This window comes from Acinetobacter nectaris CIP 110549 (genome assembly GCF_000488215.1).
Classification (GTDB): Bacteria; Pseudomonadota; Gammaproteobacteria; order Pseudomonadales; family Moraxellaceae; genus Acinetobacter; species Acinetobacter nectaris.
The window spans coordinates 1-1,029 of record NZ_KI530733.1 but is presented as its reverse complement, the minus strand read 5'-3'; the positions used below and the strand labels follow the sequence as shown (position 1 = coordinate 1,029).

Annotated in this window: 1 protein-coding gene and 1 pseudogene; both read right to left on the bottom strand. The window is 37.3% G+C overall.

Going from position 1 to position 1,029, the window contains the following annotated elements:
• Positions 1 to 829: pseudogene (locus P256_RS08845) on the bottom strand (hypothetical protein); the annotation flags it as partial.
• Positions 819 to 1,029, bottom strand: a 211-nt coding sequence (locus P256_RS13355; protein ID WP_023273350.1) for a hypothetical protein, incomplete at its 5' end; no start/stop codon positions are given. The gene P256_RS13355 and the pseudogene P256_RS08845, both read right to left, overlap by 11 nt.

Below are 1,029 nucleotides of genomic sequence, written 5' to 3'. Positions count from 1 at the left end.
TTCGTTCTGTTCTTTCAGTAAGTTGTTTTGTTGACTCAAGTACTGATCTATTTCGGTCTTCATGTTCTATCTTCTGCTGTTGATATATTGATTTTGGTTCTCGATGATTGCTGCGTTCTCTGAGATGATTTTGTTTTGTGCTGCGATTGATCTGTTGTTGATGAATGCTTGATAGAGCAGATAACCAATCATTAAAAGCGTCAATATGAAAAACGTCACTGTTGCAATCAAAATGTGATAGTTCTTCTGTGTCTTGAGTTTGTCGTTCAACAAAGTCTCTACGGTAGTCTCGATATGTTGTTTCTTGGCTTCGACTGCTTGCTCGACTTGGCTTTGAATTGAGTTCTGTAAACTCACTTGATCGATTTTGATATTCATCAATTGATGATTTATTTCGGTCTGTAATTTTTCGATTGATGTTGAAAATGAATTGATACGTTGCTGAACGCTTCGCATCTGAGACATATCGATATTTGATAATTCGCTCATCAGTGTATCTATTTTCGCGCTGTAGCCTTCTATCATCTCTTGAATGTGTTCTGGGGACAGATTGCTGATTTCGTTCAATATCGAGCTCAGGCGTGATTCTAGAGCGATTGTCGTTTGTTGAACCTGCTTTAAAAGCATGTTGTTTTGAGTAATAGGCTGCTCGCTTGTCTCTATATTTGTTTCTAACTGCTTGAGCATCTCTGACAGATTCTGCAAGCTGACTTGCAGTTGCTCTGCTTTCTGCTGCTGCGCTGAGATGCTCTGAAAAAGATCTAATTTCGAATTCTTCTGTGTAGAAATCGCCTTTGAGTCGATGTTTTTTTCCATTGCTAAGTGTCACTGTTAAAAAATTTGTTTTGCTTAACGTTCTCTACATCATTGAGCTGCCTGATGCATTCGACAATATCTTTTCTGTCTGTCGCAATTTGAGTCTGTAATAACGTTTTGACGTAATTATCAATGACGTTACAAAACTGCTTTTTGGGTAAGTCTTGTAAAATCTGATTGGAAACAATTTTTTTGGCTTGTTTATTTAGCTTT